Source organism: Streptomyces sp. NPDC102437 (genome assembly GCF_044765565.1).
Lineage (GTDB): Bacteria > Actinomycetota > Actinomycetes > Streptomycetales > Streptomycetaceae > Streptomyces.
The window spans coordinates 1-16,267 of the sequence record NZ_JBIWKI010000014.1 but is presented as its reverse complement, the minus strand read 5'-3'; the positions used below and the strand labels follow the sequence as shown (position 1 = coordinate 16,267).

14 protein-coding genes are annotated in these 16,267 nt (G+C 70.8%); all 14 read left to right on the top strand.

From position 1 onward, the window contains the following. The first annotated feature begins 26 nt into the window (after positions 1–26). The 14 genes from ACIRJP_RS19375 (at position 27) to ACIRJP_RS19310 (ending at position 16,089) form a co-directional block, all read left to right on the top strand. Complete coding sequence (locus tag ACIRJP_RS19375) at positions 27–752, top strand: alpha/beta fold hydrolase (RefSeq protein WP_383723805.1); 726 nt, start codon at positions 27–29, stop codon at positions 750–752. A 103-nt stretch (positions 753–855) separates the two neighbouring features. Further along, positions 856–2,187, top strand: coding sequence for an ABC transporter substrate-binding protein (locus ACIRJP_RS19370; protein WP_404175321.1), 1,332 nt, complete (start codon positions 856–858; stop codon positions 2,185–2,187). Then, the gene (locus ACIRJP_RS19365) at positions 2,187–3,152 is read left to right on the top strand and encodes a carbohydrate ABC transporter permease (protein WP_404175318.1); all 966 of its coding nucleotides are present in this window, start codon (positions 2,187–2,189) and stop codon (positions 3,150–3,152) included. The genes ACIRJP_RS19370 and ACIRJP_RS19365 overlap by 1 nt, the downstream gene beginning before the upstream one ends. After that, the gene (locus ACIRJP_RS19360; protein WP_404175315.1) at positions 3,149–4,036 is read left to right on the top strand and encodes a carbohydrate ABC transporter permease; all 888 of its coding nucleotides are present in this window, start codon (positions 3,149–3,151) and stop codon (positions 4,034–4,036) included. Before ACIRJP_RS19365 ends, ACIRJP_RS19360 begins: the two co-directional genes overlap by 4 nt. Continuing rightward, positions 4,033–6,789, top strand: a complete 2,757-nt coding sequence (locus ACIRJP_RS19355) for an ATP-binding protein (RefSeq protein ID WP_404175312.1) — start codon at positions 4,033–4,035, stop codon at positions 6,787–6,789. Before ACIRJP_RS19360 ends, ACIRJP_RS19355 begins: the two co-directional genes overlap by 4 nt. 134 nt (positions 6,790–6,923) lie before the next feature. Further along, positions 6,924–7,760 carry an alpha/beta fold hydrolase gene (locus ACIRJP_RS19350; protein ID WP_404175309.1) on the top strand — a complete coding sequence of 279 codons (837 nt, stop codon included), beginning with the start codon at positions 6,924–6,926 and terminating at the stop codon, positions 7,758–7,760. A gap of 102 nt (positions 7,761–7,862) precedes the next feature. Continuing rightward, on the top strand, positions 7,863–8,948 hold the full coding sequence (locus ACIRJP_RS19345) for an LLM class flavin-dependent oxidoreductase (protein ID WP_404175306.1): 1,086 nt from the start codon (positions 7,863–7,865) through the stop codon (positions 8,946–8,948). Then, positions 8,945–9,559, top strand: a complete 615-nt coding sequence (locus ACIRJP_RS19340) for an FMN reductase (RefSeq protein ID WP_404117955.1) — start codon at positions 8,945–8,947, stop codon at positions 9,557–9,559. Before ACIRJP_RS19345 ends, ACIRJP_RS19340 begins: the two co-directional genes overlap by 4 nt. A 75-nt stretch (positions 9,560–9,634) precedes the next feature. Then, the gene (locus ACIRJP_RS19335; protein WP_404175303.1) at positions 9,635–12,469 is read left to right on the top strand and encodes an ATP-binding protein; all 2,835 of its coding nucleotides are present in this window, start codon (positions 9,635–9,637) and stop codon (positions 12,467–12,469) included. A gap of 137 nt (positions 12,470–12,606) precedes the next feature. Further along, entirely contained in the window at positions 12,607–12,756 is a 150-nt protein-coding gene (locus ACIRJP_RS19330; protein ID WP_404175300.1) for a hypothetical protein, read from the top strand. A 38-nt stretch (positions 12,757–12,794) separates the two neighbouring features. Then, on the top strand, positions 12,795–13,091 hold the full coding sequence (locus ACIRJP_RS19325) for a PucR family transcriptional regulator (protein ID WP_404175297.1): 297 nt from the start codon (positions 12,795–12,797) through the stop codon (positions 13,089–13,091). 138 nt (positions 13,092–13,229) lie between these two features. Beyond that, complete coding sequence (locus ACIRJP_RS19320) at positions 13,230–14,081, top strand: alpha/beta fold hydrolase (protein WP_404175294.1); 852 nt, start codon at positions 13,230–13,232, stop codon at positions 14,079–14,081. A 41-nt stretch (positions 14,082–14,122) separates the two neighbouring features. Next, a complete protein-coding gene (locus ACIRJP_RS19315) occupies positions 14,123–15,007 on the top strand; it encodes a helix-turn-helix domain-containing protein (RefSeq protein ID WP_404175291.1) in 885 nt (294 codons plus the stop codon). Between the two features lie 236 nt (positions 15,008–15,243). After that, entirely contained in the window at positions 15,244–16,089 is an 846-nt protein-coding gene (locus tag ACIRJP_RS19310; protein ID WP_404175824.1) for an alpha/beta hydrolase, read from the top strand. The last annotated feature ends 178 nt before the right edge of the window (positions 16,090–16,267 follow it).

Sequence of the window (16,267 nt, the reverse complement as noted above, 5' to 3'; positions counted from 1 at the left end):
CCATCCACCCACCGAGGAGTTCGCGCATGCCCCGACACGCCCGCCCCACCGTCGTTCTGGTCCACGGCGCCTTCGCCGACGCCTCCAGCTTCGCCCGTGTCATCCCGGAACTGACCGCCGCCGGCATGGACGTGGTGGCTCCGGCGGTGCCCAACCGCAGCCTTGTCGACGACGCCGCGTACATCGCCTCGGTGGTCCGTGCCGTCGAGGGCCCCGTGATCCTGGTGGGGCACTCGTACGGCGGCGCGGTCATCACCCTCGCCGGCACGGAGGACAACGTCCGCGCACTGGTGTACCTCGCGGGATACGCGCTGGAGGAGGGCGAGAGCCTGGGCGAGCTGCAGGGCCGCTTCCCCGACTCCGGCCTCGCCGACGCGCTCGTCTACACCCCGTTCCCGGTGGCCGGCTCCACCGAGACCGGCACCGACGTCTCGGTGGAGATCGAGAAGTTCCCCACCCTCTTCGCGGCGGACGTCGACCCCGACCTCGCCGCGGTGCTCGCCGTCTCCCAGCGCCCCCTGGCCGCGCGTGCCTTCTCGGAGGCGGCGCCTGTCGCGGCGTGGAAGACCAAGCCCTCGTGGGGCCTGGTCGCCTCCTCCGACCGCACGATCAACCCCGATGTGGAGCGCTACGGGTACGAGCGCGCCGGCATGACGACCATCGAGGTCGACTCCTCCCACCTGGTCATGCTTGCCCAGCCCAAGGCCGTGGCGGAGCTGATCCAGGACGCGGTCCGGGCCACCGCCCACTGACCCGATCACCCAAGATCGAACGATTAGTCGATATTGTTCGAGCGCTGGTAGCTTCTGATCGCCCCCGAGAACCTTTCGGCGGGCGATCGGAGGAAGTACACCCATGAGGTTCGGCGCGAGGCTCGTTCTCGCGGTCATCACGCTTGCCGTCACCGCCACCGCCTGCGGCACCCCGCAGGGTAGCGGTTCGCGGGCGCATACCACCGCGGACTGCGGACGGTACGCCCGGTACGGCGAGCACCCTGGCACCAAGGTCACCGTCTACGCGGAGAACCGGGACAGGGAGGCCGACCTGTTCGAAGAGACCTGGGCGGACTTCGCGCACTGCACGGGAATCGACGTCCAGTACGAGGGGGACGGGGAATTCGAGGCCCAGATCCAGCTCCGGGTCGACGGTGGGACTGCGCCGGATGTGGCGTTCTTCCCTCAGCCCGGGCTCCTGGAACGCTTCGCTCGGGCGGGGAAACTGAAGCCCGCGAGTGCCGGGGTCGTGGCCCTCGCGAAGCAGGGCTGGTCGGCTGACTGGAACAGCTACGCGACCGTGAACGGCACCCTCTACGGCACGCCGCTGGTCGCGAACGTGAAGTCGTTCGTCTGGTACTCGCCCAAGTTCTTCCGCGACAGGGGACTGAGCGTTCCCCGCACGTGGTCCGAGCTGATGGCCGTGACGGAGAAGGTCGCGGCGTCGGGCGTCAAGCCGTGGTGCGCGGGCGTCGAGTCCGCCGAGGCGACCGGCTGGCCTGTGACGGACTGGATCGAGGACGTCCTGCTGCGTCAGCAGGGAACGGATGTCTACGACCAGTGGGTCGCCCACAAGATCCCGTTCAACGACCCGCGTGTGATCAAGGCCATGGACACCGTGGGGTCCGTCCTCAAGAACGACCGGTACGCCAACGGCGGTTTCGGTCCGGCCCGGTCGATGGCGTCGATCTCTTTCCAGGAGGCCGGCACACCGATTCTCTCCGGCGACTGCGCGATGCACCGCCAGGCCTCGTTCTACGCCGACATGTGGCCGAAGGGCACCGAGATCGGACCGGACAAGGACGTCTACGCCTTCCTCCTCCCGGGGGCCGATCCGGCGAGCCGCCCCGTGCTGGGCGGTGGGGTGTTCACCGCGGCGTTCGCCGACCGTCCCGAGGTGCGGGCGTTCCAGGAGTACCTGGCCTCCGCGGACTTCGCGAACGCGCGGATGAAGAAGGGCCCGTTCGTCTCGGCGAACAGGGGCGTGGATCCGGCGAACGCCGCGACCCCGGTCGACAAGCTCTCGATCCAGCTGCTCCAGGATCCCCGGACACAGTTCAGGTTCGACGGTTCGGACCTGATGCCGGCGTCGGTCGGCGCCGGGACGTTCTGGAAGGGAGCCGTCGACTGGATCGGCGGCGCGAGCACCCGGCAGGTCGCCGACTCCATCGAACGCTCCTGGCCGAGAAACTGATGCCGTTCGACGCCGTCGCCCAGCAGCCCAAGCTGATGTACCTGCTCCAGGGCATCGCCGCCTTCGCGGCGGTGGTCGCCCTGGTCCTGCTCGCGCTGCACCGGGGGCCGGTACGGAGGAGGGCCGCGGCCCTGATCCTGCTGGCCCCGGCACTGCTGCTGCTCACGGTCGGTCTTCTCCTGCCCGGTCTGCGCACCCTGGCCCTGTCGTTCACCGACGGCCCGGGAGACGCGTGGGCCGGGTTCGACAACTACGTGTGGATGTTCACCGACCCCCAAGCGCTGGTGGCGCTGTGCAACACCCTGGCGTGGGTGGTGCTCGTGCCGTTGCTGGCGACCTCGGTCGGTCTGCTCTACGCGGCGGCCGTCGTACGGTCGCGGTTCAGAGCGTTCGCGCTGTCCCTCCTCCTGACGCCGATGACGATGTCGTTCGTTGGCGCGGGTGTCGTCTGGAAGTTCGTCTACGCCTACCGCCCCGCGGAAGCCGGGCAGATCGGGCTGCTGAACCAGCTCGTCGTCGCGTTCGGCGGCGAACCGAGGCAATGGCTCGTGGACTCTCCCTGGAACGTCCTGTTCCTCATCGTGGCGATGGTGTGGACACAGGCGGGCTTCGCGGCCGTCCTGCTGGCCGGCGCGATCAGGGCCGTACCCGACGAGCTGACCGAGGCGGCCCGACTGGACGGTGCGTCCCCCCGGCAGATTTTCCGGCGGATCACCATGCCGTCGGTCAGGCCCACGCTGCTCGTCGTGGTCCTCGCCCAGGCGATCGGCACCTTCAAGGCCTTCGACATCGTCAAGACCATGACCGGCGGACAGTTCGACACGGGCGTCATCGCCCACGAGATGTACGACCAGGCCTTCCGCTACGGCGAGACGGGCCGCGGCGCGGCGCTCGCCGTGCTCCTCTTCCTCCTCGTCACCCCCTTCGTCGCCCACCAGGTGCGGGTACAGCGGAGGGCGGGGTGAACGGCGTCCGGGAGCGTCTGGCCTCCAGCGCCTTCACGTTGATCGCCGTGGTGATCGCGGCCCTCTGGACGACACCGACCCTCGGTCTGCTGCTCTCCTCGTTCCGCCCCGAGGACGAGATCAAGACGACGGGCTGGTGGACCGTGTTCGGTACGCCGCACCTCACGCTTGACAACTACGGCGAGGTGCTGTCCGGCGGCGGGAACGGGTCGGGGCGGCTCGCTGAGTACTTCGTCAACTCCGTTGTCATCACCGTTCCCTCGGTGCTGTTCCCGCTCGTCCTGGCCTTCTTCGCGGCGTACGCCCTGGCGTGGATCGAGTTCAGGGGGCGGGACGCGCTCGTCGTCGGCATCTTCGCGCTCCAGGTCGTGCCGCTCCAGATGGCGCTCGTCCCCCTCCTGAAGCTGTTCTCCCACGGCTGGCTGTTCCTGCCCGCGTGGAACGTCACCGGTCCCGCCCGGTTCGGCCAGGTCTGGTTCGCCCACACGGTCTTCGCGCTGCCGTTCGCGGTGTTCCTCCTGCACAACTTCCTGGCAGGGCTGCCCCGGGACCTGATCGAGGCCGCCCGCGTCGACGGCGCGTCGCACGGGACGCTGCTGCTCCGGATCGTGCTGCCCCTGGCCCGCCCGGCGTTGGTCTCCTTCGCCATCATCCAGTTCATCTGGGTGTGGAACGACCTTCTCGTGGCACTGGCGCTGTCGGGCGGAACGGCCGAGACCGCGCCGATGACGGTCAGACTGGCGAGCCTGGCCGGGACGTACGGCAACGAGTGGCAGCGGCTCACCGCGGGAGCCTTCGTGGCGGCCTTCGTCCCGCTGCTCGTCTTCTTCTCCCTCCGGCGGCACTTCGCACAGGGACTGCTCGCCGGATCGGTCAAGGGATGAGCCCCGACCGGCCCGAGGAGCAAGACGTGGCGACAGGGCTGAGCCGGGCCGGGCTGCGGGGCCGCGAAGCCGAGCTGGAGCGGCTGCGCGCCCTGGTCGAGGCGGTGCGCGACGGCGAGGGCGGAGCGATCGTGCTGCTCCTGGGCGAGCCCGGCATCGGGAAGACCGTACTGCTGCAGGAGACCATCTCGATCGCACGGGCCCACGGATTCGTCGTCAGCCATGGACGCGCCGAGGAACTGCACGAGCTGGCACCGCTCGCCTCGCTGGCCTCGGGCCTCTTGCACGGTGACCCGCCGCTGCTGTCCAGCACGGACTTCGCGGACCTCGCCGACCACCACGACCAGCGCATCTGGCTCGTCGAACGGCTGGCCCAGCTGATCGAGGAGCGCTCGGCAGGCACGCCCGTACTGATCGCGGTCGACGACGTCCAATGGGCCGACCCGCTGAGCCGGTTCGCCCTGAGCGTCATGCCCGCACGACTGCTCAGCTCCCCGGTCCTCTGGCTGCTCACGGGCAGGGAGGACCCGGAACTGTACGGGCAGGGGCCGCGGACGACAACCCTCCCTCTGCGGCCGCTGCCCGACACGGCCCTGACCGAGCTGGCACGCGACGTCCTCGGAGGGGACGTGCCGGAGCAGGTCGCGGAGCTCCTCGACGGGGCCGGCGGCAACCCCTTCCTCGCGACCGAGATGCTCGCGGGCATCGCGGCGTCGGGCGCGGACGGGACGGAACCGCCGGAGCGGCTGGTCCTCGGCGTACGCGACCGGCTGGCCGACCTCCGGCCGGACACCCTCCACTTCCTGCGGATCGGCTCGGTCCTCGGCCGCGCGTTCTCGCTCGCGGACGCCGCCGCCTTGTGCGGCCGGCCCGCCTCCGGACTCAGCGCCGAAGTGGACGAGGCGATCGACGCCGCCCTCCTCCACGACGACGGCGAACGCCTCCTGTTCCGCCACGACCTGCTCCGCCAGGCGGTGTACGCCGACCTCACCCCCTCCGTACGCCGGGCGCTGCACCGGGAGGCCGCGAGCCGGCTCGTCGCGGCGGGCCGGAGCTCCGTCGACGCGGTCCCGCATCTGCTGAAGAGCGCCGAACCCGGCGACATGGAGGCGATCGGACTGCTCGGCACGGCCGCCACGGACGTGATCGCCGTGATGCCCGATCTCGCCGCCGACCTGGCCGTACGCGCCCTGGAACTCGTACCGCCCCGTGCGCCCATGGCGTACGACGTGGGAGAACGGGCCATCGTCGCGCTGACCCGCGCGGGCCGCTACACGCAGGCACGGGACGTCGGCGACGCGCTGCTCGCCCGGCAGCCTCCCCTGGACGTCTTCGCCCGTCTGCAGTCCGTACTCGGTGACACGCTGTGGCACTTCGACGACGTCCCCGAGCTGACCCGCCGCTTGACGGCGGCGCTGGCAGCCGTCACCGACCCGGCGATCCGCGCCCGGCTGACCGCTCGGCTGGCCCTGGCCCGGTCCCGCGGGAGCGACCTCGGGGCCGCTCGCGAGACCGGCGAACGGGCGCTCGCCGAGGCGGAGCGGGCCGGTGACCGGGAGGCCCGCGTCCTCGCGCTGTGGGGTCTCGGCGAGATCGCCCTCAACGCGGGCGACTGCGCCGCCGCCGTCGAACACCACACGGTGCTGAGCGTGTTCGACACGGCCTTCCTGCCGGAGGAGGCCGTCGCCCGGATCCACATGGACGACTTCGACACCGTACGGCGACTGCTCCGGACGGCGGGCGACCCTCCCCTGCGCCCCGCGATGCTGATCTGGGCCCAGGGAACCCTGAACATGGGGCTCGGCCGGCTCGACGACGCGGATGCCGACCTCGTCACCGCCGAGCGGCTCGAAGCGGACCTCCACGTGCCCGGCAACCTGGTCAACATCCGCGTCAACCGCGGTCTCCTCGCGATGCTGCGCGGCGACCTCGAAGCCGCTCGGGAACACCTGGACGTCGTGCGGGCGACCGTGGCCGACCGGCCGAACACCGGCAACCACGCCACGCACCGGTACTTCGAGGCTGTCGTCGCCGACGCCGACGGCGACCACGCGGCAGCGGCCGAACTGGTCCGGTCCGCGCAGCGGGACCACCCCTTCCTCCGGTGGCGGCTGCTGCGCCCCCATGTCGTCCAGGCCGTGGGGATCGCCCTGCGCGGCGGGGACCGGGATCTGGCCGAGGACCTCGCGACCCAGGCGGCAGAGCACGCCACGCGCAATCCCTCGGTGCCGACCGCCCAGGGGACGGCCGCCCACGCGGCCGGCCTGGTGAACGCCGATCACGGACTCCTGGAGCGGTCGGTCCGCATCCTCCTCACCGGCCCCCGGCCACTGCCCCTCGCCGCCGCATCCGCCGACCTCGGGCGCGCTCTCGGCACGGCAGGCGACCCCGCCGCGACACCCGCCCTGACCAGGGCCCACGACATCTACGCCCAGGCGGGGGCCGACGCCCAGGCCGACCGGGTCCGGGACGACCTGGAGCAAGCCACAAGACGCGCCGGCCGACGCACGAGAGGCCCCCGGCCGCGCCCCGACCAGGGCTGGGACGCGCTCACGGCCTCGGAACGCAAGGTGGCCCGGCTGATTGCCGCGGGCCACACCAACCGGTCGGCCGCGGAGGTCCTCGTCGTCTCCCCGCACACGGTCAACACCCATCTGGCGTCGATCTTTCGCAAGCTCGCGGTGCGCTCGAGGGTCCACCTGGCCCGGATCGCCCTCGTGGAGGACGATGCCGCAACGGCCGCCGGCGACTGAGCGATCTCTGCGCCCTCGTGCAAGGTGTGGTGCGCGGGACGGCAACAGCAGGTGCGGGACCGGTCCTAGCGTGACGGGCGTGCCGCGCCGCTCCGATGCGCGGACCAGCCACCCCGAATCGAGGAAGCAATCCCATGCCGTACATCACCGTGGGCCAGGAGAACACCAACCCCATCGAGCTGTACTTCGAGGACCATGGCGCCGGACAGCCCGTCGTCCTCATCCACGGCTTCCCGCTCGACGGCCACTCCTGGGAGCGTCAGAGCGCCGCGCTGCTCGACGCCGGCTACCGCGTGATCACGTACGACCGCCGCGGTTTCGGGCAGTCCTCGCAGCCGACCACCGGCTACGACTACGACACCTTCGCGGCCGACCTGAACACCGTGATGGAGGCCCTCGACCTGAAGGACGCCGTCCTGGTCGGCTTCTCCATGGGTACCGGCGAGGTCGCCCGCTACGTGTCCACGTACGGCTCCGGCCGCGTCGCCAAGGTCGCCTTCCTGGCCTCCCTGGAGCCCTGCCTGCTCAAGAGCGACGACAACCCGGACGGCGTCGCCCCGAAGGAGTTCTTCGACGGCGTCGTCGCCGCCGTCAAGGCCGACCGGTACGCCTACTACACGGCCTTCTTCAACGACTTCTACAACCTCGACGAGAACCTGGGCACCCGCATCAGCGAGGAGGCCGTCCGCCACAGTTGGAACACCGCGGCCCGCGGCGGCTCCTTCGCCGCTTCCGCCGCGCCGGCGACCTGGTACACCGACTTCCGCACCGACATCCCCGCCGTCGACGTGCCGGCCCTGATCCTGCACGGCACCGCCGACCGCATCCTGCCGGCCGAGGGCACCGCGCGCCCCTTCCACAAGGCGCTTCCGTCGGCCGACTACGTCGAGATCGAGGGCGCCCCGCACGGTCTGCTGTGGACCCACGCCGAGGAGGTCAACACCGCCCTCCTCGCCTTCCTGGCGAAGTGACGCCGCACCGTTGACCCGCCGGGGTGACGCCGGAGCCCCGGCGTCACCCCGGCCCCTGGTTCCCCGGCGCGGGAACCGGACGAGCTCAGGAGAGCAGACACCATGCAGTTCGGCATCTTCACCGTCGGGGACGTGACACCCGACCCCACCACCGGCCGCACGCCGTCGGAGCACGAGCGCATCAAGGCGATGGTCGCCATCGCGATCAAGGCCGAGGAGGTCGGCCTGGACGTCTTCGCGACCGGCGAGCACCACAATCCGCCGTTCGTCCCGTCGTCACCGACCACCATGCTCGGCTACATCGCCGCCCGCACCGAGAAACTGATCCTTTCCACCGCCACGACGCTGATCACCACCAACGACCCGGTGAAGATCGCCGAGGACTACGCGATGCTCCAGCACCTGGCCGACGGCCGGGTCGACCTGATGATGGGCCGCGGCAACACCGGTCCGGTGTACCCGTGGTTCGGACAGGACATCCGCCAGGGCATCAACCTCGCCAAGGAGAACTACGCGCTGCTGCGCCGACTGTGGCGCGAGGACGTCGTGGACTGGGAGGGCACGTTCCGTACGCCGCTCCAGGCATTCACCTCGACACCGCGGCCGCTGGACGGCGTCCCGCCCTTCGTCTGGCACGGCTCCATCAGGTCCCCCGAGATCGCGGAACAGGCCGCCTTCTACGGCGACGGCTTCTTCCACAACAACATCTTCTGGCCGGCCGACCACACCCGGCGCATGGTGCAGCTCTACCGGCGCCGGTTCGCGCACCACGGTCACGGCCGGCCGGAGGACGCGATCGTCGGCCTGGGCGGACAGGTCTTCATGCGCAAGAACTCCCAGGACGCCGTACGGGAGTTCCGCCCGTACTTCGACAACGCGCCGGTGTACGGCCACGGCCCGTCGCTGGAGGACTTCACCGAGCAGACGCCGCTGACCGTGGGCTCTCCCCAGCAGGTCATCGACCGGACCCTGTCGTTCCGGGAGAGCGTCGGCGACTACCAGCGCCAGCTGTTCCTGATGGACCACGCGGGCCTGCCCCTGAAGACCGTGCTCGAACAGCTCGACATCCTCGGCGAAGAGGTCGTGCCCGTGCTGCGGAGGGAATTCGCCAAGGGACGTCCGGCCGACGTACCGGAGGCCCCCACGCACGCGTCCCTCCGAGCCGTCCGGGAGGTGTCCGCCGCATGAAGCTGATCGTCGTCTCCGCGGGGCTGAGCACCCCCTCCTCCACCCGCCTGCTCGCGGACCGGCTGGCCGAATCGGCCCGCGACGAACTCGCCGTCCGGGGGCAGGCGCCGTCGACCGAGGTCGTGGAGCTGCGCGAACTGGCCGGCGACATCGCCAACCACCTCGTGACCGGCTTTCCGCCGCCGCGGCTGAGCGCCGCGATCGACGCGGTGACGGCGGCCGACGGCCTGATCGTCGTGACTCCCGTGTTCGCGGCCTCCTACAGCGGTCTCTTCAAGTCCTTCTTCGACGTGATCGATCCGGACGCACTCTCCGGGAAGCCGGTCCTGATCGCGGCGACGGGCGGTACCGCCCGTCACTCCCTGGCCCTTGAGCACGCCGTGCGTCCGCTCTTCGCCTATCTGCGCGCCGTCGTCGTCCCCACCGCCGTGTTCGCGGCCTCCGAGGACTGGGGCTCGGGTGGAGACGAGTACACCGACGGCCTGCCCGGTCGCGTCCGTCGCGCGGGCGTCGAGCTCGCCACGCTCATGGCGGCGCGCCCGGTCAGTGAAGAGCCCGAGGACGACGTCACCGTCCTCGAACGGCAACTCGCCGACTTGCGCTTCGACTGAGACGGGCCGGTGGGCCGGGCGACGGCGGGGTGGTTCATATGGGTCATACTGTTCCGCCGTATGAGCGTGAACAGGATGACGACACGGACCGTGCCCGAGGAATTCGACGGTGTACGGAGGCCCCTCCGCGGCAGGGACGCCGAACTGGCGTTCATCAAGGCGCGGCTCGACGCGCTCGACCGGGGCGAAGGCGGGATCATCCGCGTCGAAGGCCCCGCCGGCATCGGCAGGTCCAGGATCCTCGCGGAGGCCGCGGCAGCCGCGAGGTTGCGCGGGACGAGGGTGTTCGAGGGAGCGGCGGACCCGGACGAACAGTTCGTGCCGCTCGGCCCGCTCCTCGACGGCGTGCTCGCCGGCAAGGGGCCGCTGTCGGGCGCCGTCCGTGTCCGGGACCTCGCCAAGACACCCGGCCAGCGGTTCTGGCTGCTCCAGGAGCTGGGGGACCGACTGCGGGAGACGGTTCGAAAGGGACCCCTGCTCGTCGTCCTCGACGACCTTCAGTGGTGCGACGACCTGACCCTCCTCACTTTCCACACCCTCGCGGCCGGACTTTCGTCGCACGCCATCCTGTGGCTGGTCGCCGTGCGCAGCGGCAGCGTGCCGTCGGGAGTGCGCACCACCCTGGACAGGATCCGGCAGGCAGGCGCACACGAGCTGGCCCTTGGCGCGCTGGGGGACCGGGCGACCGCGCAGATCACCGAGGACGTCCTGGGCGCCCCTCCCGACCCGGACGTCCTCCGCGTCGCCCGCCGCGCCGAGGGGGTGCCGCAGCTGCTGGTCGAGCTGATCGGCTCGCTGCGGGAGGACGCGGCGGTGACGATCGCGAACGGCATGGCCAGGCTGTCCGCCGGCCCCCCGGCCCCACGGGTGCTTCCCTCTGTCGTGCGCCGCCTCGACCAGCTGTCGGACGAGGCCCGGGAGTTGGTGCGGACGGCGGCTGCCATGGGCGGCCCGGTCACCGTCGCACTACTCGCCGAACTGCTCGGCAGGTCCTCCGCGGCACTCATCACGGCGGTCCAGGAATCCCTCGACGCCGATCTGCTCGCCGAGAACGGCGATCGCCTCGCCTTCCGTCAGGACCTGATCCGCGAGGCGGTCGAAGCCGGCCTGCCCCTGCCCCTGCGCCAGGCCCTTCGCCGGCAGACTGCCGGACTGCAGCTGGGAAGCGTCGCCCTCCCCGTCGACCGTCCCGGGCCGTCGGAGGGAACAGCGGGGCCCGGAGTCGCCGCGGAGGCCGACCGGCTGCGCACCGAAGCGGCGGAACTCGCGGCCACCGCTCCGGGACCCGCCGCGGAGCGCAGCCTCAAGGCCCTGGAGCTCACCACTGCGGACGCTCCGGAGCGGCCGCGGATCATCGCCGAGACGATCCCGCTGCTCTGGCAGACGGGCCGGGCCGCCCAGGCACGCGAGCTGGGAGCCGCCGCCCTGGCGGCCGGCGGTCTCGGACCCGAGGACGAGGCACTCATACGCCTCGCCCTGGCACGCCTCGCCGTACCGTTCGACTTCTCCGAGGCCGTCCGGCAGGCCCGCGCCGGGGCGCAACTGCCCGGGATATCCGTGACCGCGAGGGGACGACTGCTCGCCATGCTCGCCGTCGGCCTGTCGATGTCGGGCGAGCACGCGGCGGCCGAGCAGATCGCCGCGGAGGCGTGGGAGACCGCGGCGGCAGCGGGGGACCGCACCGCCGAGGCCACGCTGACGACGGTCCGCTCGGCGGTCAGTTTCCACCGCATGGACCTGACCGAGGCGTTCCGGCAGGCCGAGCGGTCCGCCGCGCTGGCCGACGCCCTGGGCGTCAGCACCTCGCTGTGGGTTCCGGAGGCCTTGTGGCACGCTCTCCTGTCGAACACCACCGGACGCACCGCGGAGGCGCTCGCCGTCGCGGAGGAAGGCATCCGGATCACCAGGAAGCAGGGCCGGACGGCCGCCACCCGCATGTGGCTCATGACCCGCTCCCGCATCCATCTGGACACCGGACGGCTGGCGGACGCCCGGGCCGACGCCGAAGCCGCGTCCGCGGGGACCCCCGATCCCGGCCCGGGCAACCTCGCGGACGTCACACTCCGGTACGTGATGCTGCGCGTCGCCCTCCACACCGGTGACCGGCAGACCGCACGAGCGTACGCGGCGGAGGCGAGGCGCATGCGGAGCGACGGCGCACCCGTCGTCCGGCACTTCGGTACCTGGATGCTGGCGCTGATGGCCGACTTCGAAGGCCGGCCCGACCGTGCCATGGCCGAACTCGACGAGGTGATGACGTCACCCGCCGCGGACCGGCCCGCCTACGCCGGCTTGATCGACCCCGCCGACGCCCCGGTGCTCGTCCGTCTGGCGCTGCGCGCAGGCAGGCACGAACGGGCCGCGCAGGCGGTCGCCCTGGCCGAGAAGCGAGCCGCCCTCAATCCCGAGCTCACTTTCCTCGCCGCCACCGCCGTGCACGCCCGGGGGCTCCTCGACAACGACCTCGCCACCCTCGTACGTGCCGTCCGGCTGTACGAGGACTGCCCTCGGGTGCTGGCCCGGGCGTCGGCGCTGGAGGACGCCGGACGCAAGCTCGCGGCCACCCGTAAGTCCGAGGCGGTGCCGTACTTCGAGACGGCCCTCGCGCTCTACGCGCGAGCGGGCGCCGAACGGGACGCCGCACGCGTCCGTCGGCGCCTGCGGGCCGCCGGCGTCCGCCGCCGGCCCTCGACGTCCGGACTCTCCGATGCATGGCCCGAGCTGACAGCCGCGGAGCTACGGGTGGTACGGCTCGTGGCCCGAGGGCTGACCAACCAGCAGGTGGCCGAGCACCTCTCCCTCTCACCGCACACCGTGAGCTCGCACCTGCGCCGGGCCTTCACCAAGCTGGACGTCACCTCGCGCGCCGAGCTGACCCGGCTGGAGAAGCATCGCGACAGCGGAGAGTAGTTGCTTCGTACCCCACGCGGGCGTCGCGGTAATCGACGATTCATGCGATGTGCCGACGTCGTCGTTTCCTCAGACTGATCAAGAACCGCGGAATGCAGAAGTCCGCGGGGAACTGTTGGTCGAGAGAGGAACAGCGCATGACCGTAAGGCTCCAGCGAGCCCGCCCCGGCAGCCCCGAGCTCCAGGCACTCGTAGACGAGCTCGCGGAGCGGCTCGGCCGATCCGTCGCCGTCGACGACCCGCTGGTCCGCATGGTCTGCGCGCGGCACGTCGACTGCCCACCCTGAAGAGCGCCGGTGACTGGGAACTCCTCGGGGAACTCGCCGTGCTGCTCCAGCTCCCCGAGCACGCGTCCCTGGTCCCGAAGCCGCTCCGCACCCTGACCGAGGCGCATGGCGGCGACCGCCTGCGGGGCACCCTGCGCTGCTTCCTCGAACACGCCGGATCGATTCCCAGGACCGCGGACACGCTGGGAATCCACCGCACCTCGCTCTACTACCGCCTGCGCCAGATCCAGGAGATCACCGGACTCGATCTCGACGACGGCGCCCACCTGCTCACGCTCCATCTCGGCCTCAGGATCGAGGAACTCCTCGACCCGGGCACCGACGGAGCCGCCTGACCTCCGACTCGCTTCGACAAAGCGAGGAGGATCCACGGCCCGATTCCTACAGCTCGCGGTGGTGCGGGCGGCGGGCCCCATTCGATGATGTTCGGGACGGGCGGCAACGATATACCGCCTCTGACCAGGGAAGAAGTCATGAAGGAACTGATCACGACGGATGGCGCACGCCTCGCGTACAAGGACGCCGGCGGCGAGGGCATACCACTGGTGATGCTGCACGGCTGGGGGCAGACGCAGGCGATGTTCCGCCACCAGTTCGAGGGGTTGGCGCCCGGTCGCCGAGTCGTCACCGTCGACCTCCGCGGCCACGGGAAGTCCGGCAAGCCGCATCAGGGCTACCGCATCGCCCGGCTCTCCCGTGACGTGCTCGAACTCGTCGACCATCTCGGTCTCGACCATTTCGACGCACTGGGCTGGTCCATGGGCGTCTCGGTGTGGTGGAGCTTCATCGACCAGTACGGGACCGGACGGATCCGGCGCTTCGTCGCCGTCGACCAGCCCGCGGCGGTCGCCGCCGTGCCCTGGATGACCGAGCGGGAACAGCGGGACTCTGGCGCCATCTTCGATATGTCGGGGCTGCTGTACCTGGGCGCTGCCCTCGCCGGTCCCGAGGGCGACACGGTCCGCGCCGACTTCGTGCGCGGTATGTTCTCCGGCGAGCCCGACCCCGAGGTGCTGGCCTTCGTCGCCGAGGAGATCAGGGCGACACCCGCCTACGCGGGCGTGCCGCTGCTGTTCGACCACTGCGCGCAGGACTGGCGGGACGTGCTTCCCCGGATCGATGTGCCGACCCTGGTGATCGGCTGTGAGGGAAGCCATGTGCACCCCGACTCACAGCGCTTCGTCGCCGAGCGGATTCCCGGCGCACGCCTGCACGTCTTCGCCTTGGACGTGGCGAGCTCACACTTCCCTTTCCTGGAGAACCCACCGGCCTTCAACGCCGTGGTGGAGAAGTTCCTGGCCGAGGAGCCGCAGAGAGGGGCGTGAATCCGCCCTCCGTCTGCACGAACCCACGGCTAGGAATCACCATGAACCTCACACTGATGTCCCGTGCGCCCGATCCGACCGCGTCCTCCTCCCGCTCGGGGTGGCTGGTCCAGATGCTCTCCGAGATGCCGGACACAAACGACCGGAACCACGTCTTCCTCGGCGTCCACGTCCGTGGGCCCGTCACCGTCGTCCACGAGCGTGCCAAGACCCTGTTGGAGCCGAACGACCTGGTCTTCTGCGACCCGGCCCGACGGCACATGCTGCAGTTCGGCGAAGACTGCCAGATGATCTTCTTCCGGGTGCCCCGCTGCTATCTGGGCGTCACGGAGTCGGAACTGAACCAGGTGCTTGGCGTACCCGTACGCGGCGGGGAGGGGATCGGGGCGCTGGCGTCCGACTTCCTGACCGCGCTCGCCGCCAAGGCGGAGTTCCGCCGGTCCACGATCGGGGACCGGCGTGCCCGGACGGCCGTACATCTTCTCTCCGTCCTGGTCATGGAGCTCCTCGAAGCGGACACCACGGACGAGGCCGACGACGCGTCCGGGCCCGTCAACGAGATGCTGTCCCGTATCCACGCCCACATCGAAGAACATCTGATGGACCCGGACCTCTCGCCGGAGTCGATCGCACGCGCCCACCACATCTCCGTCCGGTACCTGCAGAAGCTCTTCCAGCACGACGGCAGCACGGTGAGCCAATGGGTGCGGCAGCGCAGGCTCGAGTTCTGCCGGCTCGAACTGGGCCGCTCCAACCGGAGAATCACCATGGCCGCGGTGGCACACCGCTGGGGCTTCCGCAGCCCCTCGCACTTCAGTCGCACGTTCCGCGGGGCCTACGGCATGAGCCCCAGCGAATGGCAGGCGCTGGCGACCTCGGCCTTCGCACCGACGGCTCCCGTCGCCCAGGACGAGCCAAAGCGCTGAGCCGCGAGTGCGCTGTCATGACAGGCGCGGATGCGTGCACATACAAGAGGTGCCAGTGCCACAGATGCCAGTGCCACGGCCCTACCGTGAGCAACCGTCGCATGGACCTCTGCCGAATCCCGGGCCGCCCCTGACCGTCGTGACGACGCCTCACACATGGCCCTAACCGAGAAGAGAACTCGCATGACCGACCCCACCGTCGTCCTCGTGCACGGTGCCTTCGCCGACGCGACAGGCTGGATAGGCGTCATCTCGGAACTGCGGAGCAGCGGTATCCCGGTGATCGCTCCGTCGAACCCCTGCGGGGCCTGAGGTCGGACGCCGCCTACCTCGCCTCCGTCCTCGCGCAGGTCGACGGCCCGGCCGTACTCGTCGGCCACTCCTACGGCGGTGCGCTGATCACCGTGGCCGGCGCCGCGGAGAACGTCGTCGCGTTCGTCTACGTGGCGGCCTACGTGCCCCACGAGGGCGAGAGCCTCGGCCAGCACCAAGGGAACTTCCCCGAGTCCCCGCTGACGGGCAACCTGAAGGAGTGGACGTACCCGCTCCTCGACGGCGACTCCGCGGTCGAGGTCACCATCGAGGAGACGGCCTTTCCCTCCGTCTTCGCGGCGGACGTGTCCGAGGACGTCGCCGGCGTCCTGGCAGCGGCCCAACGCCCGCTCGCCACGGCCGCCTTCACCGAGACCGCGTCCGCGGCGGCGTGGCGGACGAAACCGTCCTGGGCCCTGGCGGCCGGGGCAGACCGCGTGATCAGCGCCGAGGTCCAGCGCTTCGGCGCCGCACGGGCCGGCGCCGTCGTCGTCGAACTCCGTGACGCTTCCCACGCCGTCGTCCTGTTCCGAGCCCACCCGGGTCGCCGACCTGATCAGGGACGCGGTTCGGGCGACGAGCTGACCGACCTCCGCGACGACACGAGCGGGACCGCGCCAGTCGGGTCGCAACCCCCTCGGTCGTCAACCACACTGACTGGCAGCGCGCGGAGGGCCGCAGGGTGGCACCCGTCTACTACAAGGCCCTCCTCGCGAAGGGCTGGCTGGACACAGCCAATAAGCCCACCCCCACGGGCAGGCTGGCCCTAGGTGGACCAGGCCAACCATCGTGAGAGTGTGGCCTGATGATGCAGAAACAGGAGGGAAAGCGGGTGGCCGCGATGCAGCTGACACGCACCCACCGGATACTCATCGGTCTCGTGGTCGCCGGAGCGGTGCTCATCGCCGCGATCGGGTTCGCGGGTTCGTACGCGGCGGTGCGCGAACT